The sequence below is a fragment of the Nostoc sp. genome, from assembly GCF_036917455.1.
In the GTDB taxonomy this organism is placed as follows: Bacteria; Cyanobacteriota; Cyanobacteriia; order Cyanobacteriales; family Nostocaceae; genus Nostoc.
The window spans coordinates 13,212-39,892 of the sequence record NZ_JBALDK010000232.1; the positions used below are offsets into that span (position 1 = coordinate 13,212).

General features: G+C 43.3%; 19 protein-coding genes, 1 tRNA gene and 3 pseudogenes. 6 read left to right on the forward strand and 17 right to left on the reverse strand.

Annotated features, from left to right (window positions below; genetic code table 11):
* Positions 1-484 precede the first annotated feature (484 nt).
* From V7K42_RS25855 to V7K42_RS25870, 4 genes are all read right to left on the reverse strand, one after another.
* Positions 485-622: a hypothetical protein gene (locus V7K42_RS25855; protein WP_334920155.1), complete on the reverse strand. Its 138-nt coding sequence runs from the start codon at positions 620-622 to the stop codon at positions 485-487.
* Positions 622-2,094 (reverse strand): HlyD family secretion protein, encoded by a 1,473-nt coding sequence (locus V7K42_RS25860; protein ID WP_334920157.1) that lies wholly within the window; start codon positions 2,092-2,094, stop codon positions 622-624. The genes V7K42_RS25855 and V7K42_RS25860 overlap by 1 nt, the downstream gene beginning before the upstream one ends.
* Positions 2,095-2,258: 164 nt before the next feature.
* Positions 2,259-2,726, reverse strand: a complete 468-nt coding sequence (locus tag V7K42_RS25865) for a MarR family winged helix-turn-helix transcriptional regulator (RefSeq protein WP_094329242.1) — start codon at positions 2,724-2,726, stop codon at positions 2,259-2,261.
* A gap of 74 nt (positions 2,727-2,800) precedes the next feature.
* Positions 2,801-4,438, reverse strand: coding sequence for an ArnT family glycosyltransferase (locus V7K42_RS25870; protein WP_334920159.1), 1,638 nt, complete (start codon positions 4,436-4,438; stop codon positions 2,801-2,803).
* A 137-nt stretch (positions 4,439-4,575) separates the two neighbouring features.
* Between V7K42_RS25870 and V7K42_RS25875 the strand changes: the two genes are divergently transcribed.
* The gene (locus tag V7K42_RS25875; protein ID WP_334920162.1) at positions 4,576-5,220 is read left to right on the forward strand and encodes a class I SAM-dependent methyltransferase; all 645 of its coding nucleotides are present in this window, start codon (positions 4,576-4,578) and stop codon (positions 5,218-5,220) included.
* A gap of 112 nt (positions 5,221-5,332) precedes the next feature.
* Entirely contained in the window at positions 5,333-5,785 is a 453-nt protein-coding gene (locus tag V7K42_RS25880) for an EVE domain-containing protein (RefSeq protein ID WP_334920164.1), read from the forward strand.
* Between the two features lie 103 nt (positions 5,786-5,888).
* Here V7K42_RS25880 and V7K42_RS25885 read toward each other — a convergent pair whose 3' ends face one another.
* Positions 5,889-6,713, reverse strand: a complete 825-nt coding sequence (locus tag V7K42_RS25885; RefSeq protein ID WP_334920166.1) for a M90 family metallopeptidase — start codon at positions 6,711-6,713, stop codon at positions 5,889-5,891.
* Positions 6,714-7,125: 412 nt separating this feature from the next.
* Between V7K42_RS25885 and V7K42_RS25890 the strand changes: the two genes are divergently transcribed.
* Positions 7,126-7,569 (forward strand): cyclic nucleotide-binding domain-containing protein, encoded by a 444-nt coding sequence (locus V7K42_RS25890; RefSeq protein WP_334920168.1) that lies wholly within the window; start codon positions 7,126-7,128, stop codon positions 7,567-7,569.
* A 118-nt stretch (positions 7,570-7,687) separates the two neighbouring features.
* Here V7K42_RS25890 and V7K42_RS25895 read toward each other — a convergent pair whose 3' ends face one another.
* The 5 genes from V7K42_RS25895 to fbp all read right to left on the reverse strand — a co-directional run bounded on the left by V7K42_RS25895 (position 7,688) and on the right by fbp (position 14,926).
* On the reverse strand, positions 7,688-9,103 hold the full coding sequence (locus tag V7K42_RS25895; protein WP_334920170.1) for a cobyrinate a,c-diamide synthase: 1,416 nt from the start codon (positions 9,101-9,103) through the stop codon (positions 7,688-7,690).
* A gap of 134 nt (positions 9,104-9,237) precedes the next feature.
* The gene (gene opcA, locus V7K42_RS25900) at positions 9,238-10,587 is read right to left on the reverse strand and encodes a glucose-6-phosphate dehydrogenase assembly protein OpcA (protein ID WP_334920172.1); all 1,350 of its coding nucleotides are present in this window, start codon (positions 10,585-10,587) and stop codon (positions 9,238-9,240) included.
* A gap of 150 nt (positions 10,588-10,737) precedes the next feature.
* On the reverse strand, positions 10,738-12,267 hold the full coding sequence (zwf, locus tag V7K42_RS25905) for a glucose-6-phosphate dehydrogenase (RefSeq protein WP_334920174.1): 1,530 nt from the start codon (positions 12,265-12,267) through the stop codon (positions 10,738-10,740).
* Between the two features lie 185 nt (positions 12,268-12,452).
* Positions 12,453-13,598: a transaldolase gene (gene tal, locus V7K42_RS25910; RefSeq protein WP_334920176.1), complete on the reverse strand. Its 1,146-nt coding sequence runs from the start codon at positions 13,596-13,598 to the stop codon at positions 12,453-12,455.
* Positions 13,599-13,876: 278 nt separating this feature from the next.
* Positions 13,877-14,926 (reverse strand): class 1 fructose-bisphosphatase, encoded by a 1,050-nt coding sequence (gene fbp / locus V7K42_RS25915; protein ID WP_334920178.1) that lies wholly within the window; start codon positions 14,924-14,926, stop codon positions 13,877-13,879.
* Between the two features lie 264 nt (positions 14,927-15,190).
* Here fbp and V7K42_RS25920 point away from each other — a divergent pair.
* Positions 15,191-15,343, forward strand: a pseudogene (locus V7K42_RS25920) (Uma2 family endonuclease); the annotation flags it as partial.
* A gap of 84 nt (positions 15,344-15,427) precedes the next feature.
* Positions 15,428-15,499 (forward strand) — tRNA-Val (locus V7K42_RS25925).
* A gap of 327 nt (positions 15,500-15,826) precedes the next feature.
* Here V7K42_RS25925 and V7K42_RS25930 read toward each other — a convergent pair.
* The 4 genes and pseudogenes from V7K42_RS25930 to V7K42_RS29005 form a co-directional block, all read right to left on the reverse strand.
* Positions 15,827-19,789: a DUF4912 domain-containing protein gene (locus V7K42_RS25930; protein ID WP_334920180.1), complete on the reverse strand. Its 3,963-nt coding sequence runs from the start codon at positions 19,787-19,789 to the stop codon at positions 15,827-15,829.
* Positions 19,790-20,352: 563 nt separating this feature from the next.
* Positions 20,353-21,483, reverse strand: coding sequence for a precorrin-8X methylmutase (locus tag V7K42_RS25935; RefSeq protein WP_334920182.1), 1,131 nt, complete (start codon positions 21,481-21,483; stop codon positions 20,353-20,355).
* Complete coding sequence (locus V7K42_RS25940) at positions 21,480-21,755, reverse strand: hypothetical protein (RefSeq protein ID WP_334920184.1); 276 nt, start codon at positions 21,753-21,755, stop codon at positions 21,480-21,482. The genes V7K42_RS25935 and V7K42_RS25940 overlap by 4 nt, the downstream gene beginning before the upstream one ends.
* 115 nt (positions 21,756-21,870) lie before the next feature.
* Positions 21,871-21,992: pseudogene (locus V7K42_RS29005) on the reverse strand (IS5/IS1182 family transposase); the annotation flags it as partial.
* A gap of 66 nt (positions 21,993-22,058) precedes the next feature.
* Between V7K42_RS29005 and V7K42_RS25945 the strand changes: the two are divergent.
* Positions 22,059-22,472, forward strand: a pseudogene (locus V7K42_RS25945) (HAD-IC family P-type ATPase); the annotation flags it as partial.
* On the opposite strand, the gene V7K42_RS25950 reads toward V7K42_RS25945, so the two are convergent.
* From V7K42_RS25950 to V7K42_RS25960, 3 genes are all read right to left on the reverse strand, one after another.
* Complete coding sequence (locus V7K42_RS25950; protein WP_334920186.1) at positions 22,455-22,919, reverse strand: RpiB/LacA/LacB family sugar-phosphate isomerase; 465 nt, start codon at positions 22,917-22,919, stop codon at positions 22,455-22,457. The pseudogene V7K42_RS25945 and the gene V7K42_RS25950 sit on opposite strands and share 18 nt — an antisense overlap.
* 563 nt (positions 22,920-23,482) lie before the next feature.
* Positions 23,483-25,129: an efflux RND transporter periplasmic adaptor subunit gene (locus V7K42_RS25955; RefSeq protein ID WP_334920188.1), complete on the reverse strand. Its 1,647-nt coding sequence runs from the start codon at positions 25,127-25,129 to the stop codon at positions 23,483-23,485.
* A 288-nt stretch (positions 25,130-25,417) separates the two neighbouring features.
* Positions 25,418-26,065, reverse strand: coding sequence for a TetR/AcrR family transcriptional regulator (locus V7K42_RS25960; protein WP_334920190.1), 648 nt, complete (start codon positions 26,063-26,065; stop codon positions 25,418-25,420).
* Positions 26,066-26,681 lie beyond the last annotated feature (616 nt).

Sequence of the window (26,681 nt, forward strand, 5' to 3'; positions counted from 1 at the left end):
GGGGAAAACCCCTAAGACCGCGCTGGCTCCCCTTAAAAAGGCTACGGTGTACACACAAGTCTTTGAGAGTGGCCTCATAGGCTTTTGATCCCCCCAACCCCCCGATAAATTGGGGGGCAAAAGTCTCTTAAAGTCCCCCTTTATAAGGGGGATTTAAGGGGATCTCCAACGATTTTGGGTTTGTTACAGAGATGTATGTACACCGTAGCCTTAAAAAGGGGGAAGAATCAAAGTCCCCCGATAAATTGGGGGATTTAGGGGGATCTAGAACGTTTTGATCCCTATAATCGGACTTTTCAAACATCCTCTCGGGAGCAATGCGATTTTGTGAGGTGAGTAAGCAGGGGAGGCAGGGGAGGCAGGGGGAGAGAAATAATTTAAGTATATTTTTCAGCTTTTTAGTAGTAAAAAATACTATAATTTTTTCTTTACTCCCCCTGCTCCCCCTGCCTCCCCTGCTCCCCCTGCTCATTAGACGATGATCTCACTTTTTCGCGTTGCTCCCCATCCCCTCAGAGGCAGCTTGCGGTTTAAGTCCCCAGTCCCCAGTCCCTCTTTCATACTTGGCTGTGAAACTAGTTTTATCAGAACTGCCTTCTGCCTCCTTCACGCAATTTGACATTACTTGACTTCCACAGCAACTTCCGCAGACATCCCCGGAGTAATCCGCGATTCGTACCCTTGAATGCTCTTTTGGTCAAAAACTACTTTTACTGGGATGCGTTGGACAACTTTGGTAAAGTTACCTGTAGCATTATCCGGTGGCAATAGGGCAAATTGAGCGCCGGAAGCTGGCGAAAGACTATCAACACGACCAATAAAGGTGTGATGAGGGAAAGAATCCAGCTTGATTTCTACTAGTTCTCCTGGGCGCATCTTTTCTAATTGGGTTTCTTTGAAGTTCGCAATTACCCAATAGTTGTTATCTACGATCGCCATTAATGGTGTTCCCGATTGGATGCGGTTGCCAACTTCTACATTTTTTCTCCCTACGCGTCCGGCACTAGGAGCGGTAACGTTGACGTAGGATAGTTGCAATTGTGCATCTTTCAGCGATGCTTCTGATTGCGCGATCGCTGCTTTGGCTGCTTCGTATTGACTGCGTTTTACTGTTGTATCTTGTCCACCTGCGGTAGCTTGTTGCAATCCTCCCTTGGATGCTGCCAATTTAGCTTGGGCGTTGGTGACATTTTCTTGCGCCTGCGCTAGTTGAGACTGGGCTTTGGCGACACCAACTTTGGCAGAGGCTAATTTAGCTTGGGCTTGTTCTACTCCCTGAATGGCGGCATTTTTTTGGGCTGTAGCCACATCGTAAGCTGCTTTAGCTGTGTCTAGTTGCTGACGAGCGATCGCCCCTGATTGATACAATTGGTTGTAGCGATTGTAATCTGCTTGGGCATTTTTCAAATTCGCATTTGTTTGTGCTACCTGTGCTTGGGCAGCTGGTATCCCCGCTTGGGCTAGTCTGACTTCAGCTTGAGCAGCTGGTATCCCCGCTTGGGCTTCTTGTACTGCTGCTTGGGCTGTGGAAATTGCTGCTACCGCACTACTAACATCTCCCTGCGCTTGAGTCGTCTTACCAGTGGTAGTTTGTGAAGTTAAGGCAATATTTGCTTGGGCAGCTTGGGCTTGTCCCCGCGCATTTTCTAAAGCTGCTGCTGCTTGTTGTACCTTGCTTTCATAGTCTCGTGGATCTAACTTGACTAATAATTGTCCAGGCTGCACCAGTTGGTTGTCATTTACAAGTACCTCACTCACTGTTCCAGGAATGCGGGTACTAACTTGGTGAATGTTTCCTGCAACAGTGGCGTTGTCTGTTTCCTGGTGGGTGGAAGCGTATTGCCAATAGTGATAACCAAAAGTACCTGCGGCGATCGCACCCACGCCTAATCCTGCCAAAATCAAACCAGTCGGTTTTTTTCGCTTTGGTTTCGCTGGAACTTCTTTCTCGATCTCAGGAGTCACAACAGGTGCTTCTGCTGTTGCGGATGTCTCTGCGGGCAGAATTTCTAAAGTCTCTGAATCAGGAATCACTTCTTTTTCTAAAACTGGGGTTTTGTGTCCGTTGCGTCCGTTAAAAGTATTAGCACCCATGATTGTTACCTCGCTTCCTCGTCGTTCAATAATTTGATTGATAATCGTTTATTTAGAATGCGTAATATTTCCTGAAAAAAATGTTATTTCCTTAGTATGCGTAATATTATCTCAAAACAAATCTTTACAGCACCTCCCCCAGTCGGGTGATTATGAGATCATCTTTAGGAAAGATTCGCGATCGCCCGGTTCAAGATTTGGGAAAATATTTCCCGATCTGCAAAGGAAACACCATCCATCGCTTCATCACGAATTGCTGCGGCGATTGGCGGTAAGATAGCTTCTAGTTCTTTACCTGCATCCGTTAGCCAGATTCGCCAGATGCGGCGATCGTTGGTGTCGCGTTCTCGACGCACCAAGCCGCGTTCCTCCATCCGATCTAGCACACCTGTTAAAGTCCCTCCTACTTGTTTGAGTTTGTCTCCAATACTAGAAGTAGGTAAACCGTCTTCTTGCCACAAACAGCACAATACTAGCCAGTGAAATGGTGTAAGTCCAAAGGGTTCTAGCCTCTCAGTAAACTTGCGTCCGAGCAGTTGTGAGACTAATTTGATTCTATAGCCCAAATTGTATGGTGCCAGATTTTGCTGCCACGACTCTAATGCTGGGGAATGATTTGATGTAGAAACCATTTAGCAAAATACTTAGTGTGCGTACTATTTTACATAGATTAGTCTTTTTTAGCAATAGTTGCTTTGCATCTGTCTTAGGGAATAAATTGAATCAATTGATACTCTTGAACAGTGCCGATGATGCGGTGAGGTCTAGATAATCTAGGGGATTGATCGGCATAGATCCAAGCATAGCTCAAAGCTGGTATTTGCGAAATAGAGGCTACTGGTTGGACATGAATAGGAAGATAGAACTCAAGCAGAACTTGGGTTTTTTGATCTATTTTGACATAGTAGGTAGGATGAGATTGGATAATTGAGGCGATCGCACTTTGTTGTAAAAAAGTTCTTAAAACTGGGTTATAGTCACTTAACAGCCCTATGCTACCCGTCGTCGCTAAAGCTAGCCAACAAGGAATTAACCAAGCTGCAATCCAGTAACGCGCTGTGAGAAACTTTTTGCCAAAGTGGTAACGACTAATCCACACCACAGGTAAAATTAACCAACCTAAGCCCATAACCAAGGTAATAGTCGCAAACCTGCGAATATCAGAATTCCCCCAATTAAGAATGCCAATACTGCTTATAACAAGCAAAATACCGAAACCACCAAAGCCATAACTGAGATTCCGAGGAAGATTCCTTATTCCATTACCTTTTTCAATAGGTAATTTGGGATGAATTCCTGTCTGATAAATATTCCCTAGCCAATTTAAACCCACAGATGCCAATAAAGCAATGAACGGATAAAGGCAAAGACTATAGTGAGGGAAACGAGTGGTAAAAATACTAAGTTCACAAAATAAGACAACTGGAAAACCAACTAATATTAACTGGTAGCGATAAATAGGACGACGGAGAATCAAAACTAAACCTAAAATCCCGAAAAAAGCCCAAGGAAATGATTTTAAGGGGATATTCCACATATAGAATAGTGGAGTATTATGATTCTGATTCTCAGAACCTAACTGCACAACAAACTTGAGTAACTCCTCAAAACTCTGATTTCCGTAGTGCAACCAACTTAACCATAGCCAAATGCAGGTGGGTATTAAACCTACGAAAAAACCTAAGTACAAAAGTGGATTACTAAGATGCCGATGACGGTGATGTTCCCAAATTAAATAAGGAAATAAAGCTATAATTGGTAAAAAAATCATAAAGCTTCTAACTAAGAAGCCTAAACTTAAAGTTAAACCAGCTATAAAACTCCAGAAGTAGCGATATTTAGGGTGTATTTCCGTTTTTATTAAAGATAAAATAGCTAAAAGTACTAAGAAAATCATCGGGACATCAGGTGTACTTAAGCGAGAGTATTGTAGCCAGAGAAATTCAACACTTAAAATTGCAGCAGCTAGCCAAGCCAAATTTTTGCCTAGCATAATTTTGCCTATTTCATATACAAGCCATAAGCTAAAAATGCTAGCAATCATACTAGGAATACGCGCACTAGTATCACTCATCCCAAACAGGTTAAAAAAACTAGCAATTAACCAATAAGGGCCGGGGGTTTTATGATGTGCCCTTTCCCAAGGAGTTATCCAATTACCAGAATCAAACATCAAACGGGCACGCGAAGCATAAAGTGCTTCATCATGTGCTATCAGGCTATTGTGTCCAGAAGTAAATAGTAATAAGGGCAATATCCAAACTAACAAACTCAGATAGGGTAACGATCCGACTAGGCGGATTTGTCGCCAAATATGCTGCAAAAAGTGTAATTTATAGAACATTGAATTGATAAAATTGAATGCTGCTATCTAGACTCGTTTATGTGTCCTACTGTTATTAAAATATGTTACATAGTGATTGTTGAAAAATATCTGGAATTACCGCAATTTTCCGAAAAAGTACTCCAAAAGAGAGATTTATGCAGTTAAGACCGAATCAACGCCTGAAATTAGACGACAAAGACGATAAGCTGTTCTATGCCTATCCCCGCTTCGTCACTCATGTCGATGAAGGATTTATTCAACAGCTAACGGATTTATATCGCGATCGCCTCAAACCCAACACCCGCGTTTTTGATATGATGAGCAGCTGGGTGTCTCATCTGCCAGAAAAGATGCAGTTTGACCATGTGGAAGGACACGGACTAAATAGTGAGGAATTAGCACGAAATAGTCGCTTAAATCATTACTTTGTGCAAAATCTTAACGAAAATCCGCAGCTACCTTTAGCAGATGGAGATTTTGATGCTGTTCTCAATTGCGTATCTGTGCAGTATGTGCAATATCCAGAAGCAGTATTTTCTGAAATTTACCGCATATTGAAACCTGGGGGTGTGGCAATTATCAGCTTTTCTAACCGGATGTTTTTTGAAAAGGCAATTCAAGCTTGGCGGGAGGCTTCTGAAGCACAGCGAGTAGAATTAGTCAAAGAGTACTTCGCCTCAGTCCCAGGATTTACAACCCCAGAAGTTATAGCTAATAAATCAACATTACCGAATTTCTTACAGTGGTTGGGTGCAGCTGGAGGAGATCCATTTTATGCTGTCATAGCTTACCGTAGTTAAGCTAAATAGTCACTAGTACAACTTGACAGAAATCCAGCGACCATTTCAGATAAGGGGCTTAAGCTCCTTGTCTAAAAAACCATTGTTAATTGTATATTTATAGCGTGTATAGATGAATTATTGGCTAATGAAATCAGAACCAGAAGCCTACAGCATTGCTGACCTTCAACAGCAAAGCCAGACTATTTGGGACGGTGTTCGCAATTATCAAGCTCGCAACTTTTTGCGCCTTATGCAGGAAGGAGACTTAGCTTTTTTCTACCATTCAAATACTAATTTTCCAGGTATTGCTGGGTTAATGCGTGTCGTCAAAAAAGATATTGCTGACCCGACTCAGTTTCAGCCAAAAAGTAAATACTACGACCCGAAATCAACTTCCGAATCCCCTCGTTGGCAAACAGTTGTAGTAGAATTTGTTGAGGCTTTTTCTAATCCTATTTTGCTATCAATACTCCAAGAAAAGTTTAACGCTGAAGAGTTAATCTTAGTAAGACAAGGAAATCGGTTATCGGTGATGCCTGTTCCTGAAGCAGTAGCTTTGAAGATTCTGATCATGAAAAACTGAATTCTTACAATCCTTTAAGATTTATAGTAATAACTTTAGTCATTTAAATAGAACTAAAATCCTTACTAAGAAGCTAATTTTATCTTGCTTATTTAACGCGAACTCACACCCATTGCATAGGATCTAATTGATAGTAACGTTGCAATTGCTCATAAAGTGCCGGATGCTTGGACAATAGTTGCTGCGGTTTCTCAAAAAATGTCTCAGTCGCTACAGCAAAAAATTCTGTGGGATTTGTTGCACCATAGCTATCCATTACTGTTTTTACATCTTGTGAAACATCATTACAAAGTTGCTGATAGGCTTCTGTCATTACCTTTGCCCACATAGGATAATCTGAGTTGTGTTGCAGTATCGGAACTCCTTCAGCTTTACCGTCTTCTTGATCTAACTGATGGGCAAATTCATGAAGCACAACATTACGTCCATCTCTCCAATAATTAGTGTCTTGTTTCACCTGTTCCCAAGATAGTACTAATTGGTCAGTTGTCCACGATTCACCTAGTCTTGCTACGCGCCTTTCTTCAACAACATAATTTCCAACGGAAGTTGTTTCTTTCACAAAATAAGCGTTGGGATATACCAGAATTGAACGAAGTCTGGGAAAGTACTGCCCACGTTCATTTAGTAGGAGTAAACAGGCGATAGCAGCCAAGGTTATTTTCATTTCCTCTGTGACTTGTAATCCTCTACAGCCAATAAATTGTTTTTCTGCTAGAAATACTTGAATATGTCCTTGAAGTCGTCTGATCTCATCGGGAGAAAGACAAAGGTAAATGGGAAGATTATTCTCAATAATTGCATTCCAAAGTGGGGGAAAAGGACGATGTTTGAGACGGTTTCTTCGCCTTTTGATTAGAATGGGATTGATTAAAATCCCGATGATAATCAGCCCAATGATGAGAAAGGCAACTATTGCTTTAATCATTGACTTTGGCTTTAGAAGGGAACAGGGAACAGGGGAAAGAGGCAATATTAAGAAATAATCTGAGAAATAAGCTTGATTTTCCATGTATAGCAAGCTTTTTGAGATTTTCCCAGATAAATTTAGCTTACTAGGTACTAAAGAACCTTGACTTTTGATTAAAATACTTATCTTAAAGTACTTTTAGTAAAAAAACATTCCATCGTAGGGTAGCACAGCTAGCTGTGCTACCCTACCTTGTACTTCATTAAAATAAAAATCGCTATGTGTGATGTTTTATTTTTTGCAAGTCCCTTATGTCGTCAAAGTCTAGAATATTCTTTGCGGCTAGCGATCGTCATCGGTTAATATGACTAATTGCGCTCTGGCTTCAGTTTTCACATATTCAGTAATATTTGACCTATAAATTGTAATTATGCTAACCAGTGTTGACCGTTTATTATTTGTCCGGCGAGTCCCGATTTTTAAGGAATTGCGGGATGATTTTATTGTGCGGCTCACTTCAGTGATGAACGAACTGTCATTTCCAGCTAATTACACCATCTTTCGCCAGGGAGAAGAAGGGCGATCGCTCTATATTGTAGTGTCAGGGAGGGTTAAAGTTCACATCGGCAATAAACAACTTGCAGAGGTGGATCGGGGGAAATATTTTGGTGAAATGGCAGTATTTGATACTCAAACTCGTTCCGCCACTGCAACGACTTTGGAACCTTGCGAATTTTTGGAACTGACGCAAGAGCAATTGTATGATGCGATCGAAGAAACTCCTGAAATTGCGGTGAATATCATTCGTGAATTATCCCGTCTGATTCGCAAGTTGAATGATGATATGAATGTGACTGCATCAGGTCGTCATTAGTTATAACAAAAATCGCAATTAATGCCAGCAAGGAATTATGAGAGTAGTGACAAAGGTTTTGCTCAAAAAGTCTGCCTTGTCAAGTTTGCACCTAAACAAATCGGTGAAGGAATGTTTCTCAAAATGCTACTTTCACACATTCTTTAAGAAACTGTTGGGGAATTTCTCCACTTTCTCCCCAATGCAGATGCACATAAGAGGCGTGAACATTTGCAGGGAAACCCCATCCTTCGCATCCCATATTTTCGTCACAGTCGTAGCGAGAAGTTGCAAATAGGGGCTGAGTGGGAGTTATGGTTAAGTGGGAACGATGAAACTCATGCCCGTAAACAGTTGTACCTACCTTTACTAACAGATTATCTTGCAAAGCGACTGCACGACGATAGCCTAAAGTTAAACGCCCACCCATGACAGCAGATGTCGGTAAAACTCCCGCCATCGACCAAGATTTTCCCTCAAAATCAATAATTTGCTCGCATAAATACATCAATCCGCCGCATTCAGCGATCGCAGGCATACCTTTGAGAATTGCTGTTTTCACTCCATCCCGAACGCTGGTATTTTCTGCTAGCTGCTGGGCAAAAACTTCTGGGAAACCTCCGCCAAAATACATTCCCTGTATATCTTTTGGGATTGCAGCATCTTCTAAAGGACTCCAGAAAACCAGTTCTGCGCCAAGTTGTTGCAGCAAATCGAGATTGTCTTGGTAGTAAAAATTAAAAGCGCGATCGCGGGCGACTGCAATTCTGATGGAGGAGGGGGGATGAGGGAGATGAGGGGGATGAGGCAGAGGTTTTGATTTTAACAGGGGTAACAAATGTTGCCAATCGAAGCAGCTATCTCCTAAATCGGCGAGGCGATCGATTAAAGCGTTGAGTTCGGGGAGTTCTGCTGTGGGAACTAAACCCAAATGGCGATCGGGAATTGTGATGTTATCTTGACGGCGCAGCACGCCCAAAATGGGTAATTGTAAGGGTTCTAGGGAATCTTTGAGGAGAGAGAGATGGCGATCGCTTCCCACGCGATTTAATACTACCCCAGCTATTTTAATTCTCGGATCAAAAGATTGATAGCCGTGAGCGATCGCAGCTACAGAACCAGACAAGCGACTGCAATCAATTACCAACACCACAGGTAAATCTAAAAGCCGCGCAATGTGTGCTGTACTGGCAAAATCAGTAATTTGTCTTTGGTCATTGGTCATTTGTCCTTTGTTTTTTGCAAATGACAAATGACTAATGACCAATGACGAAACACCATCAAATAATCCCATTACCCCTTCTACTAGGGCATATTCACTTAGTTGACTATGACGGGCAAAACATTGCTGAATGTAGGCTTCGGAAGTCAAAACGGGGTCTAAATTACGACAAGGAAGACCAGTTACGTGTTGATGAAACATCGGATCTATATAGTCTGGGCCTACCTTAAAAGATTGTACCGAGCGATCGCGACGACGTAAAGATGCTAAAAGGGTGAGCGTGACTGTTGTCTTGCCCACCCCACTACGTTCTCCAGCAATGATTACAGACATAAAAAAGTTAGGAGTTAAGAGTGAGAAGTTATGAATTATAACTCTTGTACAGACGCGATTTATCGCGTCTCTCCTAACTTTTGTACAGACGCGATAAATCGCGTCTCTCCTGTATGCAATTAATCGCGTGTCTTTTAATTCGCCAATTTAAAAATACTGGCTGTCACTGCTAGACTTTCTTCAAACAGTGACTCGCGGCCCCAGCGTTGCACCTGCTGACTTAGCAATGCTTCCGCCTTTTGTTCTGAAAGTGAAGTCACCTGTTGAAACAGACCGGCAGATTGAGCGCCGCCATGTGTTTCCATCCGCATACAACCACCAGTTTCTGAACAGATAACTGTACCACAGTCTGCCTGGGGATTTGTCGAACTGAGGCGCAAGGCAATCAAATCGCCCATAATATCACCCACATCAGCAACCGGAACTCCTGCTAATTCCGCTTCTACTTGTCGCTGATCTTGAGAAATAAAATGGATGCGAGTGATATCATAATCACCGCTTTCCTTTTGATAAGAAACTGGCTGCCATTGCAGGCGACTTGCCAGCCAACCCAAAAACAGTAAAGCTTGGGCAGGATTACCTTTTTCGTAATCAATCGTAACGCGGTCAACTTCTTTAAGGGCAGCGCGACGATTAGGTGAATCATAAGCTTCAGCTGTCAATTCCTGCCATGATGCGAGGCGACGCCAGTTCAAATCAGCTAAAGGTACACCCGTTTCGACTAACTCTTCTAAGTGGAGTAAATCACCTTCAGGGTCGTTAAAGTTGCAAGAATCTACAATCACATTATTGCAGACTGCTGCTAGGCGCTTGAATAGACCGTTATTAGGGTCTGGGGTTGCCTTCCACCAGAGAAATTTCGGCAAGCCGCCAATCAACAATGCTGGAATCATGCCACCAATGCGTTCTAAGGCAGCAGCAGTTCCACTGAGAGTAATGTATTCGCAGCAAATAAGTGTGCTTGACGATTGCTTTTGGATGGGGCAATAGGCAGAAACTTGAGCCTTAACTCCTTCATCTTCGCCAGCAATGGGAAATAGCGCAATGATGCGACAGGGGTTGCGGAGAGCGATTTCATCGGCAATTCTGGGGCTGCCAGCACTTAACCCAGCAGAATGTTCTCCACCTCGCTGACCTTTAGCGAATTCTTCTCGTAATACAGTCAGAGTTTCTGGTGTTGCTGTTCCGGTTTCTGGCAGACCATTTTTCTTTTGCACTTCCCGCAATGCTGCTCTCATCTGTGGCCCTAAAATTCCATCAATTGGGCCGTTGTAAAATCCTAAAGCAGCCAACAAATACTGAGTTTCTTCTGGTTCGTAGACTACTAAAGTAAATGTTGTTGCCCTAGTAGCGCTAGGAAGACCACCGTCCTCGCCAGTTATGCCGTAGCTTTGCCAAATTTGATTTAGTTCGGCATCTATTTCGTTAAGCGAAATATCTTTCGGTGTCTGGAGTGAAAAAATTGTAGAAGTTTGCGTAGGCATAGTAGTTTTGAGTTGTCATTTGTCATTTGTCATTGGTCATTTGTCATTTGTCATTCGTCATTTGTTTTTACTAGTGACTAATGACTAATGAACGCCACTTGCTTCAACGGGAGGAACCCCCGCAACGCAGTGGCTTTTAATGACTAATATTTAGAGTCTGCGCCAGCGACGGCCATCCTGGTTAATTAGGAGTTCTGCTTGTTCTGGTTCCCAAGTACCGGCTTCGTATTGGGGAATAGTATTTGGATCGGTGGGTGAATCCCAGACGGAAAGGGCTGGTGTTACTACTTGCCAAGCTGCTTCTACTTCGTCTGCCCGTGTGAATAATGTTTGATCGCCCATCATACAATCAAGGAATAAGCGATCGTAGGCATCGGATGTTGCTTGGATGCCAAAGGAACCATAACTAAAGTCCATATCAACGGAACGGGTGCGGAATTCTGCCCCTGGCATTTTCACATCAAAACGTAGGGAAATACCTTCATTTGGTTGAATCCGCATCGTCAAAATATTGGCGTTTGTCTGTTGGGCGGCAGATTGGAACATCCGAGACGGAACTTCGCGGAAGTGAATGGAAATTTCACTGACTTTTTTCGGCATCCGCTTTCCAGTCCGCAAGTAGAAAGGAACACCTTTCCAGCGCCAGTTGTCTACCAAAAACTTCATCGCTACATAAGTGGGTGTGGTGGAGTTGGGGTCAACACCTGGTTCTGTCCGATACCCTGGCACTGCTTCACCCTTCATCCAGCCAGCACTATATTGACCGCGGACTGCTGACTGCGACAGATTGTGAACATCAGCTAAACGAGTAGCTCTGAGTATCTTCACTTTTTCTGTGCGGATACTGTCGGCATCCATTGCGTTTGGCGCTTCCATCGCTGTTAAGCAGTAAAGTTGCATGAGGTGATTTTGCAACATATCCCGCAGTGCGCCAGCGCTTTCATAGTAGCCAGCCCGGTCTTCTACGCCTACGGTTTCTGCTACGGTAATTTGCACGTGGTCAACAAATTGACGATTCCACAAGGGTTCAAAAATCGCATTGGCAAAGCGAAACACCAGCAAATTCTGGACTGTTTCTTTACCCAAGTAGTGGTCAATCCGGTATACTTGATTTTCTTTGCAATATTTCTGTACCACTTGGTTAAGACTTTGGGCAGAAGCCAAGTCCCGACCAAAGGGTTTTTCAATTACTAGACGATGTTTGTAGGGATCTTCTAGCATCCCGCCGCTTCCTAGCTGCTTAATCGCTTCGGGAAAGAATGAGGGCGCAACGGAGAGGTAGAACATGCGATTACCTCGCGTGCCCCGTTTTTCGTCTAATTCACTCAGTAAGGTTTTTAGTTTTTGGTAGCCTTCAGGGTTGTCTATATCCCCAGGACTGTAGAACAGACCTTGAGAGAAGTCTTGCCAGAGTTCCCCTAAATCGACATCAGGATGTGCCTCTTCCATGCCTTTTTGCATTTGTTCGCGGAAGTATTCATGGCTCCATTCTCGTCGTGCTACACCGACAATGGTAGTTTCTGGAGGAATACGCCGTTCTCGCCGCAATTTATAAAGGGCTGGCACTAATTTGCGCCAGGTGAGATCGCCAGAAGCGCCAAAGATAACTATAATTTGGGGTTCAGCCATCCCTTGTTGTTGCAGGCCAACGCGCAAGGGATTTTCTAGCAGACTAACCATAGGAATTTTGGATTTTGTGAATTGTGAATTGGGAATTAGGAATTGGGAATTGGGAATTGGGGATTGGGGATTGGGGATTGGGGATTGGGAATTTAGGAAAGAATTCTTATAACTCCTAACTCCTAACTCCTAACTTATAACTCCCATTCTCCATTACCCATTCCCCATTACCCATTTCCCGGTCCCTACACTGGTGACAATACCTTGATCTTTTCTTCTAAAGAGTTCATCAAGGACTGGAAGGGCTGAATGAACTTGTCAATACCTTCATCTAACAGTTCATCCATGACGGCATCAAGATCGATGTTGATGTCGGAATCTTTGAGGTTTTCGAGCAGCGTGTAAGCATTATCTACGTCTGTTTCTAAGCGATCGCTCACGTTACAATGATCGGCACAAGCTTTAATGGTCGCTGGTGGTACGGTGTTAACGGTATCTTGTCCAACCAACTCTTCGATATACATCACGTCGTTGTAGTTGGGGTCTTTGGTGCTGGTACTAGCCCAAAGTAGCCTTTGTACTGTGGCTCCTTTTGCTACCAACTCTTGCCAACGCTCGCTTCTAACGATCTTCTTGTATTCTTGGTAAGCTACCTTGGCGTTAGCGATCGCTACTTTCCCTTTCACAGCTCTTAACTTTGCTTCCACGGCAATATCATCAACGCCTTTTTTCAACTTAGCATCTATTTTGGCATCAATGTTGCTATCGATCCGGCTGAGGAAGAAGCTAGCGACTGAAGCAATTCTACTGATGTCTTTACCTTCAGCCAGCCGTTTTTCTAAGCCCCGAATATAAGCCCAAGCTGTGTTTATGTAGCTTTCTACAGAAAACAACAATGTAATATTAACATTCATTCCCTCGGCTATTACTTGCTCCACTGCTGGCAAACCAGTTTCTGTACCGGGAATTTTAATCATGAGATTTTCCCGACCAATTTCTTGGAAATATCGCCGAGCTTCGGTTATGGTTGCTTCAGTATCATGGGCAATGGTTGGTGGGACTTCGATACTCACATAACCATCTAGTCTATTCGAGGCTTCATAAATTGGGCGTAAAATATCACAAGCGTTACGGATATCTGAAAAAACTAACGATTCGTAAATTGTCTGTATCGGTAAGCCAGCACGAACTCCGGCTTCTATATCGGCATCATAAATGACATTACCTGCGATCGCTTTTTCAAAGATAGCTGGGTTAGAAGTAATCCCAGATATACCTTGATTTTCAACCATGTCTTTGAGTTCACCTGATTGAATAATGTCACGGGTCAAATTATCCATCCAGATACTTTGACCGTACTGCTTAATTTCTAGTAGATGATTGGTAGACATAGGTAGTTTTTTCACTCCTGTATAGTGATGTTTCTAAGTAAAGTTGGCAAAACGCATCAAATATTGATGGTTACTTTTGAATTGTGGCGTTGCCAATCACTTATCGCATCGGCCAGCTGAGATAATCCTTAATTAATCTTCAAAAAGTGCTATTCTGCATTCCCAATCCTAAATCACCATGATTAACGTTTAATTAATGGCAGATGAGATTACAGCACCACAGAAATCAAACCTCTAGAACCCTTACGTAACAGTAATTACGAATTACGAATTATTTTCTAGTGTCCGTTTTGAATAAAAGACTCTACCTTTGCTACATCTTCTTTGCTACCAATAATTAAAGGTGTGCGCTGATGCAGTTTTTTCGGTACTACATCCAAGATATTTACTAATCCTGTAGTAGCACGACCGCCTGCTTGTTCAATCAAAAAGGCTAGAGGAGCGGTTTCATAAAGCAAGCGCAATTTCCCTTCTGGGTTTTGAATTGTACCGGGATAAAGGAACACACCACCTTGAACCAAAATTCTATGGATATCGCTCACCATTGCGCCGCTATAACGAGCGCTGTAGCCTTCTGTGCGATGAACGTAGCGGATGTATTCTCGAATCGATTCTTCCCACTGCCAAAAGTTACCTTCATTTACGCTGTAAACGGAACCGTGGGTAGGAATCCGAATATTTTCTTCTGTGAGAATAAACTCTCCTAAGCTGGGATCGAGGACAAAGGAATGAACGCCCTTACCTATAGTATAAACCAGCATTGTGCAAGGCCCATACAGGATGTATCCAGCAGCGAGTTGCTTGTGTCCGTTGGTGAGAAGGTCGGTTGCTTTACCGTCGCTATCATTTCCTTCTTGTTGGCGAATGGCAAAAATGGAACCCAAGCTGAGATTATTATCAGTGTTGGATGAGCCATCAATTGGGTCATACAGTAAGGTATAGCGACCAATAGGGCAATTTTCGGGGATATAGTAAGGATTTTCCATTTCCTCAGAAGCTAGGCGACAGACTAAGCCGCTTTGCTTAAACACTGAGATAAACACATCATTGGCGTAGACATCCATCTTTTTGACGGATTCTCCTTGAACATTAACTTCCCCTGTAAAACCGAGAACGCCTTCCATTAAACCAGCGCGACTCATGCGACGTGCAACCAGTTTACCAGCCAAGGCGATGCGATTCATGAGCGCACTTAAATCTTGGGCATCTGGGGAAAAACTCTGAAGTTGCTGGAGGACGTGACGGGATAAGGTTGTACAATCGCGATCTAAAGCTCTATCTGTAATTTCATTGATAGATGATTCTAAGGATTCTGGCGTTCTAGCCATTTTGATGTTCTCCGCAGCCACTAGCTGTTAATTGGGTTTTAGTTGTGTATGGCAATTTATGGTTGCTGCTTCTATCTTAGGAAGGTAATTTGAGAACTTAGATACGACTTTAGATAAACTAAAGAAATGAATTTTCAGTGACTCTTGTACTCAGAGCTTAGACACGTAACACTTAGTTAAATATATGACTAAATTGAGTCAGTAATTTATTTAAGTCAAGCAATTATAGAAAGTAATAAGTAGGTAGACATATTTAAATATAAAAATAAACCTGCGATTGTCCCTGATGGGTTTTTAAGTTTGGGTGGAGAACGTTTTGTTGGAGAAAATGAGCATTCTAGTTATGTACTTTGGGAAGAAGATGGTATTTCCCCAAAATTATCGTTAGAAATTGTTTCCCAAACTTACAATTTTGAATAAAAACAAAAGAAAGTAGATTATGCCCAGTTAGGCATTTTGCAACAGGAAGTCTGAGTTAGTTATGATATTATAAAAAGTCTTGGGCGATTAGCACAGTGGTAGCGCACATCCTTCACACGGATGGGGTCACTGGTTCAAATCCAGTATCGCCCACTTATATATAGCCAGGCTTTCAACGAACTAGCTTCAATCTTTTAAACCTACTTTATGCAAGTTTGGGGCAAGATGGAATGGCACTAAGAAAAGGGAAAATCGTTGAGGCAGCAGGGGTGCAGAGGAGCAGGGGAGCAGGGGAGAAAGGAAAAATTTTAAGCAATTTTAAGCATACGAACAGAAGAGATAGAAATTCCCCTCTGCCCCCCTGCCCCTCTGCCCCTCTATTTACCTGAAAAACGCTATAAATTTCGAGCAAATTAACCCTTTCCCTATTTCCCCCTAAAAAGGGAGAATAGGGTGAAAAGGGATAATTTAGCGTAATAACTAGCTTTCTGAAGTTTCCTGAGAGAACTTCTTATGGATAGTTTTACTAGATTGCCCATCAGCAGCTACTGTGATGAGATAGTCCATTAAACCATCTGAAAAAGGAAGACGTAGGTGGAAAGTTCCATCGGGTTTGACTTTGACGGGATGTCCACTAATGTTTACGTTTGTATTTGGTTGGGTTGCTCCGTGAATAATCAACTCGGCATCTGCTACAAACCAAAAATCTTCGTGGGAACGATTGAAAATGCGAACGTTAGGTGAACGGGCGATGAGTAACCAACGATCGCTATCAGCAACATAACCAATTTCAACCATATAGTCGCGATCGCTCACGGGAATGGCCACAAAGCGATCGCGGGCTACTTCTTCACATTCATACTGCTGGATAAGTTGAGGACTTTGATAACTCAAGTCAATCCCAGTCACATCGTAAAGCCGCACTACTAATTGAGAACCACCTTGTTGATGCAGTGTTTCATTCTGAATCGGGGAAATGTGCCAAGAAACATAAGCCCATTTGGGAGTGCGGGGTGTGAGCAGTATTTTGCTCTCTTCTTCAGTGGTTTCTTCTTCTACATTTACCAAGCCAATTGCTGGTTCGCTTGCGATCGCTACATCTTCAATGGGGAAATCTGGATGAACGGGACTGAAGACACGAGCGATCGCAGAACGGGCAATAAATAACCAGCGATCGCCATCAGCGACATAGCCAATTTCAGCTATGTAATCGCGATCGCTGATGGGAATTTCCACGAAGCGATCGTGTGCTGTCTCGTCACATTCATACTGCTGAACAAGCTGAGGACTTTGATAACTCAAGTCAACCCCAGTTGTATCATACAGCCGCACTACCAATTGATAGCCGCCCTGTTGACGCAGTGCTTCCTTCTTGGTTTCGGATATCTCCCAAGAGACATCAGCCCATTGGGAAGTGCGAGGTGTCAGAATAATACTGCTGTGTTCTTCACCAATCTCTTCTTGAGTATCTACCAAGTCAATATCTGTTTCATCCGCAATCGCTACATCAACTATGGGATCTGGATGCACTGGACTGAAGAAACGAACAACTGCTGAACGGGCGATGAATAACCAGCGATCGCCATCAGCGAGATAGCCAATTTCAACGATATAATCGCGATCGCTGAGGGGAATATCTATCAGTCCGTCGTCTGCTGTCTCTTCAGATTCATACTGCTTGACAAGTTGGGGACTTTGATAGCTCAAGTCAATGCCTGTGACATCATACAACTGCACTATCAATTGAGAGCCGCCCTGTTGACGCAGTGCTGCCTTCTTGGTTTCAGAAATTTCCCAAGAGACATGAGCCGATGTATGAGTATAAGGTGTGAGCGAAATACTGCTCTCTTCTTCCAAGTGAATCTCTGTTTCATCCGTAGTCGCCAAATGATCGACGATTGGATCTGAATGCACAGGACTGAAGAAACGAACAATTCCAGAACGGGCGATGAATAACCAGCGATCGCCATCAGCGATATAACCAATTTCAGCGATGTAATCGCGATCGTTGAAGGGAATCTCTAGCAAGCGATCGTGTGCTGTCTCTTCAGATTCATACTGCTTTACAAGCTGAGGACTTTGATAACTCAAGTCAATGCCAGTTGTATCATAGAGCCGCACTACCAATTGAGAGCCGCCCTGTTGACGCAGCGCTGCTTTCTTGGTTTCAGAAATTTCCCAAGAGACATGAGCCAATGTAAAGGTATGCGCTGTGAGCAAAAGACTGCTCTCATCATCGTCAATAGCTGTTTCGGCTGCGATCGGTACATTGTCAACCGGAGTATTAGTTTCTCCTTGGGTTTCTGATGCAAGATTCGTAGCCCAGGCTCCAATCCCTGCGCCTGCTGCTACAGCCGCAACGTCTGCAAAATCTATGGAGTCATTTTCAGCAACACCTTCTTTAACGGTTGGCTCTGGTTGAGATTTTTCGTCTACCACATCGATCGGAGGTTCTGCTGCATCCGCTACCACATTGAATACATCTTCTTCTGACAATTCTGGTAAATCGACCTGTGAAGATATTGGTAATGGTGATGGTTCTGCTTTACCATACTCTGGAAAGGGCAATTCATCTACTGGGGCTGTATCTTCAGTTGAGGTTATACTCTCTAGCCAATTCAATTCTGCCTGAAGTTCCTCATCTATCTCATTTTCACTAATTTCTGTGTCCCAATATTCCAAATCAGATGTGCCATAAGTCACATCTGGTAATTCTGGCAGTGGGGCTGTCACCTCAGAAGAAGGCAGTTCTACATCAGATATTTCTTCGGAAATATTACCCAAGTGGGGATACGGAGTATTTACTACAGCTGCTGGGGCTTCTATGTCCCATGCAACCTCATTAGAATCAGGGAGATTTGTCTCTGGATAATTATTTAGCTCGACCGTCTCATCAATTGCGTCTGTTTCTGTTTCTTTGTTATTAAAGGTAGACCAGGTAGCTGCCCCGATGCCCGTTGCGATAGCTGCACCACCGCTTAAAGCTGCGGCTCCCGCTCCATTAGCTACGCTAGAGGCTGTACCTGTACCTTCATAAAGGTTAGAGGTGCCATTAGTTGCCTCTTGGACTAAATTTGATGTCCCTTGAGGACTATTTTCATTCAGGTCAGATTGTGTTTGAGCATAGATATTGAAGGGAGTGCGATCGGGGGTTTCTTGATCTTGGAAGTGGGCTATTGGCTGTTCCTCAAGCATCGCTCCGTTAAGAGAAGAAACAGTGCTGGCGTTGAGTACCGCCATTTCTTCATCCTCTGTCTTAGGTGGATGAGGATTTGATTCTGGTAAGTTGTCTGTTTGATCGGCGGGGGATGGGCGTTTTCCTAGAATCCACCATAGTAAAGATCCACCTACAGTTATGAAAAATAAAGGTAGGAGCAACCAATATGGTGTTTCCTTATTTACAATTGGACTGTTTTGTGGAGTAGCAGGAGCCACAAAAGGTTGCTCGCCAAATGCTGAAGCAGTGGCACTAGGGGAAGCTGTAGCAGCAGGTGTTGTCTGGGCAATGGGGGAAGGGGGGACAGCAGGTTGCGATCCATTGGCTGCGATCGCAACTGCTTCTGCCGTTATACCTTGTTCTATAGCCTGCTGTCCTGGCGGTGCAAGGGTAAAGCCAAGAAAATCCACTATGCTTAAGCTGGGATTTTTTTTGTAAACGTAAACTAAAGGTTGCGAGAAGGGATATTTTGCATCATCTGGGGAGGCTTTATCTAATTGCAGAACTCGCACATCTTTCAATTTCGACACCTGATTAGCTAACACATAGCTGATGCCGTCTTTGCCCAGTTGTTTGATGATTTCTGCGGTATTCTCCTCTGTTAGCTGGGTAGCATTAGACCCTGTAGCAAATTCAGCAGTCTTAAAGGCTGGATAAGTGCGAAAAGTATTGCGAGTCTCACTTGTAGTCGGGCGATCGATTAAGCGAATCTTCCCTGGAGGCCCACCCAGTTGTGACCAATTTGTAATTTGTCCCCGGAAAATCCGAGCGAATTGCCTACTAGTCAAGCTGCCTTTGAAAGGATTATCAGCACCAACCACGATCGCAATTTTCTCACGGCGCAAGCGGACTTGCTCTAGTCCTTGGGTTTTTTCTGCTGGTGTCAACCCACGCCCCATTGCTACTATGTCGATTTTGCCATTTAGTAACTCTTTCAGTGCCGTATCAGTGCCATTAGCAGCAACTTCGACCTTAGTACCCGAAAACTGTTTTTCAAAATTATCTTTCAGGCTTTGGTTGATTGCACCCAAGCTACTTGAACCATCAATCCGAACTGTCGTCCCATTCTGCACTGTTTGCGGCAGTGTAAAAGCAGGAGAATTAGGTTTAGATTGCGCCAGGATGGGTTGTAATACCAGTAACCTTGCTGCCATTGGAGTGGTAGCTAAGGAAATCCATAGTACCAGCCTGATTATCGAAGTATCTTTTTTTTCTTGTTGCCACATAAGCCCCTTAATTAAAGTAAAAAATAGAAAGCCTACCAGTTTTAAATCACAATCTTGTTAGGGATTATGGAGGAGACGCGCTAATTATACATCTGAGTTATCTTTACTTCTAATTTCCTTCAGCGCATTTGTATTGATTTATACTTTGATTGAGATTGGATAACATGATAATTTATACTCTAATTGCCAGAGTCTGTTTACTATAAAATGTTCTAATTTATATTGCAACTTATACCAAGTTGCTAGCTTCTGGCCACAATTATGAATTATTGAATTACTAAAACTGGTAAAGTCTAGCAAATTCAATATTATTTAACAATATTATTTTTAGTAGTGCTGAGTACTGGGTATCCTAATGTCTTAACCGAGTACTTGATTGTTCAAGGTGGATAAAAATTTGGATAATAAAATCCTCTTTAAACTCTTGCCTCTGTGTTGCGCCAGTTGCTACAACGGGGGGATATTCCCCTTCGGCACCAGTCGCCTAGGTTGGGAAACCCGCCTACAGCGCGGGATTCACCGCAACGCACTGGCTTCTCTGTGCGTTGTGGAGGGGTAATTGTTCAGCACTCAGAAGCATCTACTATATTTTTGAGATAACAATGGCAATCGGGCTTATCAATCAGTGACTCCACCAAAGCATTTAAAGCAGTAGCAGCTAAAGCGCCACCTCCTAAAGTTCCTTCAACTGTAATAAAAGGTATCCCTTGTTGCATCAGTTGTCGTTTAGCTGCGGGAGCATGACTAAAGCCAATAGGCATTCCAATTACTAATGCTGGCTGAATTTTTTGGTTAGACATCGCTTCACAAACTTCTACAAGGACTGAGGGAGCATAACCAATTACCAACACGCAACCCCGATCTACTTGCAGCAATTTTTCTCGCCATTGTCGATGTTGCCAAAAAGCAACTTCGGCTTCTGTGGCGGTGGTAATATGGGGATTATCAATCAAAGTTTCAGTGCGGCATCCCAAGTGAACTAATCGGGTTTGATCTAAAGCAGCAGCAACCGTTTGGGTATCGACAACAATTTGACATCTTGAAGATAAGGCTTCTCGACTAGCTGCGATCGCACCTCGGCTCAATTTCACAAAAGACACTAAACTGACATCGCCACAAGCCAAAACCAACTGAGAAATTAAGTGTTGTTCAATTTCCGAACGCTGAGACAAATCGGGTAGTAAGCGTTGTAGTGATTCTGAAAAAGCTTCCGAATGAGTATGAATTTCGGCATCCAAGCCACTCCAGAGATTTTCCAATCCTCCCAATCCGGCTTGAGTTTCGACATCGAGTAACTTTAGTTGAGCCAAAACTTCCGCCTGGATAATTTGACAATGGCGATCGCGCCCCAATAGTCCTTCTAATGCTGATGCAGTTTGGCGCAGTTGCGAAATTTGTTGCATCACCGCCCGATATTGCTGCTGAAGTTGTCCCATCAGGTTAACAGTTGTCTCCGCCTCTGGTTCCACCTCTAAAATATTGCGGATATGGTTTAGCTGAAACCCTTGCTGCTTCAGTGCAACAATCCTTTGCAACCGCAGAACATCTTTTTTAGTGTAGAGACGATAATTGCTGTGCGATCGTACTGGTTGCGGTAACAGTCCCAATTGATGGTAATGTCGCACCATCCGCGGAGTTAACCCCCCGCCTACTGCATCAGTGAGTTCTTTAATAGTTAAGCAACCAGCATTCATAATTTATCTAATAACGGTAAAAGCCTTTGTAATTCTTCACAAGCCGCCTGGAGAGATGGCGGTGCATTTTCATCTAAACTTCCTTGAGAACACTGGTTGGCTAATTCAACGCCGGGTTTACAAATTGCCTCATTTTTAGGGAATTTTGGATATTTCGATTTTTTTGCTTCTTCTTCAACAACTTCTCCTGTTTGTAAATAATGTATCCAAGTTTCGATATTTCTTTTGGGCACAAAGATTGCTATTTTCTCATCAGGCTTAGGGCGTGTCATCAATTGAGCCAAATGACAGAAGCAGCCAGATAAATTGCACCTAAAAAGTTTGTAGCACGTTTGTCATAGCGGGTTGCGTAGGCGTAGCCTGCCGTAGGCATCGCTCGGTACTGCACACTGCTTCAACATACAATCGATTATCTGTCTTCCGTGGCTCCCACATAGCCCTCTCTCCCAGGTAGCAGGTCTTTGATTCTCTCCCACTGGTCATCACGCAAACGCGTATCGGCGCGTCATCTGTTTCAATAGTGTTTATTCTTTTCCAGCAGTTCTGATTCCAGTTTACCTAATTGATGACACGCCCTAAGAATCGATCGAGTATATGCTCAACTTCTACCAGAAGATAAGCTAAATGTTATCCGCAGTCTCCAGCAAAAGTATCAAACCGTGGCAATGGTGGGTGATGGAATTAATGACGCACCAGCTTTAGCCCAAGCATCTGTGGGTATAGCGATGGGAATATCTGGCAGTGATGTAGCATTAGAAACCGCAGATATAGTACTGATGGTAGACAAGCTAGAAAAAATTGCGGTGGCGATACATTTGGGAAGGCGATCGCAATCCATAGTCAAACAGAATATAGTCGTAGCGTTAGGTTTTATTATGTTGCTTTTGGTGGGCAACTTTCTCGGAAGTATTAACTTACCCATTGGTGTGATTGGGCATGAAGGCTCGACAGTATTAGTTACCCTCAGTGGTCTAAGATTGCTGAAATAAAGCGCTTTTCTCTAACTGTCTAATCCGTTCCATTTGCAAGATATTCCACTCATCTTCAGAATAGGGTGTGGTGAACCAGGCATCTAATATTTCTTTGGCGATCGCTTCTGTAGTCGCACGTAAACTCAATACAAGGACATTTGCATGATTCCAAATCCGCGCCCCGCGTGCAGTCTCAGCATCATGGCACAAAGCTGCACGTATCCCTAAAACTTTGTTGGCGGCAATAGATGCGCCAGTCCCAGTCCAACAAAAGACAATTCCCTCATCTGCTTTCTGGGTTGCTACTGCCAAAGCAACTTTACTACAACTCAAGGGCCAATCAACTTCTAAATCATTCTCGGCTAAAGAACCGAAGGGTATAACTTCATGCCCACGTTGCAGAAGTTCTTCCACTATGCGATCGGTAAGGTTGGTGCGTTCATCACTGCCAATAGCAATTTTCATGCATTCCCCCTTAAAATTAGTCTTCCCCATCTTTTCATACTACGATGTTTATTAGGAGACAGGGAAATTGGGTATTGGTTATTAGGGACTTCCAAATAAAAAAATATTCCAAAACTGACGCAAAAATCCTCTTAATCTCTCCTCTCTCTGCGTCTCTGTGGTTCGTTTTTTGGGATAATTTATTCCTTGGAAATCCCTTAAGCCGTTGTGTTTTTAATTTGCACATTGAGACAGCAAAGGAGCAGGGGAGCAGAGGGGCAGAGGAGAGGGTTTACAGGTTTTACCTAAAAGATTATAAGGCAACTTGTAGGCGCGACAGCTTATCTTTGTCTTGTCCCCCTCGTTTCCCCTCTTCAATGGGAGCAACGCGAAAAAGTGAGAGAGATCCTCGTGAAAAGAGCTCTTGAGGCAGGGGGAGCAGGGGGAGCAGGGGGAGTAAAGAGAAAACTTTAGTATTTTTTACGACCTTTATAGCTATAAATACACTTATTTCTTTCTCTTCCCCTGCCTCCCCTGCCTCCCCTGCTCCCCCTGCTCACAAAATCGCATTGCTCCCTCTTCAATTAAGGCTTCGGACTACCCGCTTCTGCTGGTGCAGGAGTAATGGCAGCACCATTCCTGATGTTGAGAATACCGGAAACAACAATTTTCTCTCCAGCTTTTAGTCCTTCGAGAACTTGATAATTATTCCCCTCAATAACTCCCAATTTCACGGGCTTTTGTTGAGCTACTAAAGATGGCGCTCCAGGTTTAGAGTTTTCTACTGCTGGCGCTCCAGGTTTAGAGTTTTCTGCTACTGGCGCTCCAGGTTTAGAGTTCTCTGCTGCTGGCGCTTGAGCCACAAACACAAAAGTCTCTCCACCCAGGCGAGATATTGCTGTAACTGGAACTAAGATTCCTGGATGTTCATCCCAGATAACTTTAGTTTGCACTGACTGAAGATTAAGCAATCGATTTCTCAAATTGCCAAAGTTGGCTTTTACTAAAACTGTCTGCGAATCGGAACTGGCATTTGGGGAGATAAAACTGATCTTACCCGTTGTTGTGGGTTTGCCTTGGGCATCTAGCATTTGCACAGGTAATCCCAAGCGCAACTTTCTGGCTTGACTTAGCGGAATGGATATATTCAGTTCTAAAGAGTCGTTTTTGGTCAATGTGGTGAGTTGATCCCCTTGGGCAACATACTGTCCTACCTTGACTGGGATATCACCAACAATACCTGTGAAAGGAGCTAAGACTTTTGTGTATTGCAGTTGGACTTGAGCCGACTGGACTTGAGCGGCCGCTTGGCTTACTTGCGATCGCCCTTGGGCAATATCTTCTGGGCGGTTGCCGTTCACCTGCTGATTATAGAATTGTTTCTGTTGTTCTAAAGCAGCACCTAGCTGCTGGATATTAGCAGTTCTGCTTTTGCGGAGTTGCTCTAAGTTTTTCTCGGCTGCAACTAACGCTGCTTGGGCACTATCTTTGTTTTTGATGTATTCGTCTAGGGTATCTTGGGAAGTCGCCCCTTCTTTTGTTAATTGTGCATATCGCGTTGCTCGTGCTTGTGCTAGTACGAGATCGGATTTGGCAGAATTAACTTGAGCTTCAGCCTGCTGAACTTGCTGTGGTAGCGATCCAGATACGGCATCTTGATATTTTGCTTGGGCCTGATCTAGCTGGGCTTTGGCTTGGGAAACTACTTCTGTTCGAGTCCCTGCTTTGAGTTCAGCAAGATTTGCCTGTGCTTGTTGAAGTGCTGCTTGTTTTTCTCGTAGCACGGCTTGAGCATCATCAGTTTCTAAGCTAATAATTACTTGCCCTTGTTGAACGCGATTGCCCTCTTTGATGGAAATCTGGCTAATTCGCCCTCCAATCTGTGGTTTGATTGGTACAGACTGTGGAGCCTCTAAGGAGCCGATAAACCCCGAACTATCCTGCACAGTTTCAGTTTCCACAGTTGCTAGCTGGACAGGAACTGCCATCGGTTGACCAGCAGCTGCCCCTGCTGCTGGTGAATTGCTAGCATGACTAGTTTGCCACCAGCGCCAACCAAAACCAATGCCTCCAATTAAGAGGATAATTCCCAAAATTAAAGGCCAACGGCGCTTTTGAGGTGGCTTAGGCGATCGCTCTACCAATGGTTGCGACTCTTGACTAGAATCAGTAACAGTAGGCTGTTCTATTTCAATTGGACGGGGAGAATCAGGGAACTCAGAATGAGACATCTTCAGTTACTCAGCTTGTGGATTTAGACTTGGGCAATCTACTCTTCGCTAAAAAAGCATTATTTTGAATAGTTTTCTAGCCTTTTTTTCTTGATGTTGGTGACAAATATAAGTTTTGGTCTTTGGGCGATCGCTCACGATGTCTAGCACCTAAAAGGCATAAATATGATTCAGCGTATTCTGGTTAATTTGTATATTGCTTAACTCCGATGGTTTTTTGAAAGTGTAATTTATAAATCTGTCTTAGTCAGTAAAAGCTCAGTCTTTAAGTTAGAGAGAAAACACAGTTTATCTTGTTGTTGGCGAATTAACAAAACTTCCTATCTGTTGTAATGGCAAAGTGCTAATACCGCGGACAAATAAATTGACGCAAGTTTCCATGTAGCATTCGCGACTGTAGTCTAGTGTGGTAGGAATATCGCTAAAACGCAGAATACCGTGAAGCAACATCCCCATAAAACTATCCACAGATGCTTTTAAATCTATATCTGAAGATACTGCGCCCCGATCTTGACTTTTCTGCAAGTACACAACTAGCTGTTGGCGTAGCGATTTGTCAGTTTCATATAAGATCAGACGGGCGGCTTGGGGATGTCGCTTTGCTTCCCCAATAAATGTCCGAATTAGGTCTTCATGCTCCTCTATCATTTGGTTGCAAAGCCTTGCATAATTCTTGAGGTCAACATGTAGGTTTTGAGTCCAGTTGTCATCATGAACTAGGGCTTGGGACTGTAAAGCGATCGCTTCGGTAATTACAGCAGCTAGTAATTGCTCTTTATTCTGGAAATGACGAAATAATGTTACCTCATTGACCGCAGCAACACGAGCAATTTCTCGCGTTGTCGCTCCAGTTAAACCCGCCGTTGCAAACACTTTAGTTGCTGCCTTTATCAAGCGGGCGCGAGTTTGTGCCCTCCTTGATGCTAAGTTTTCCATAAGCGTTTGCAAGCACTTGCTTGCAAATGTAAGTACTTGCTTGCATTATAACTACAAAGCAGACAATATTGGTATAAATTATAGATGAGTTTATCCCTCTTGAGTCGAATTGAATACTAAACTTAGGCAATAAAAAGGTATGGAATCGATGTCTTTATCTATAAGATGCTACGCAGAATGCGGGCTACGCTGATTAATTCAGCTTTATTAAGCAAGGTTTAGAGTTGCATCAAGTTATCCTCACAAAGAACAACGTCCAATCAATTAGTGTCCTCTAGAATCCTATTTTTGAGCAGTCTCATCTTCCTACATTTAGGTCGCCCGATCGGATGATTTAAAAATCACCCGATCGGGTGATTTGAATTATCCTACTCAGGGTTTTGTAAGCTGTCGCGCCTACAAGTTGCTTCATAATCTTTTAAGTAAAACCTGTAAGAGGATGTTTTAAAAGTGGTTGGCTGTAATTTTAGGCACTTGTTGATCCCCCCTAACCCCCCTTAAAAAAGGGGGAAGAATCAAAGTCCCCCTTAAAAAGCTATCCATTATAAACATCTTTCTTAACAAAAGCTTTGACAAAAACCAGAAATTGTGTATGTTGTAAACGAAAATCCTAAAG